Origin of the sequence: Mesorhizobium sp. M7A.F.Ca.US.006.04.2.1, assembly GCF_004022915.1 — a bacterium.
Classification (GTDB): Bacteria; Pseudomonadota; Alphaproteobacteria; order Rhizobiales; family Rhizobiaceae; genus Mesorhizobium; species Mesorhizobium ciceri.
Genome location: NZ_RZQA01001690.1, coordinates 1 through 397 on the forward strand (window position 1 = coordinate 1; position 397 = coordinate 397).

Below are 397 nucleotides of genomic sequence, written 5' to 3' on the forward strand. Positions count from 1 at the left end.
CCCGAAGGCGGCGTCGGCTGGCATGCCAATGTCGTTGCGCCTTTGCTGCCGGGTGCCGTCGAGATGGGACTGGAGGCCCTCAAGCGCGGTCGGGCCACGGATCCCAATTTCAAGGTCTGGATCGCGCCCGTCGTCTGGAAGCTTGTCTTCACCGGCAACGTCGAAGCGGCACTGGCGAAGGAATGTGCCTATGTCGAGAAAAACCTCAAAATAGAACGCCAGGCGACCGACACGCTGCCGCAGCGCATTCACCATGTCTATTCGACACTGCTGGCCCGCGATGAAGCTGCCAGCGGTATGCCGTTCGCCCAAGGCGCTTCCTATGCCCAGCGTCAGAGGGTTTTGGTCACCGAGCTCAGCCGCCAGCTCGGCAAAAGCATCTCAGCCGACATTGATG

At 61.5% G+C, this 397-nt stretch carries 1 pseudogene; it reads left to right on the forward strand.

Features of this window, described 5'->3' with window-relative positions:
• Positions 1–397, forward strand: a pseudogene (locus tag EN925_RS39430) (hypothetical protein); the annotation flags it as partial.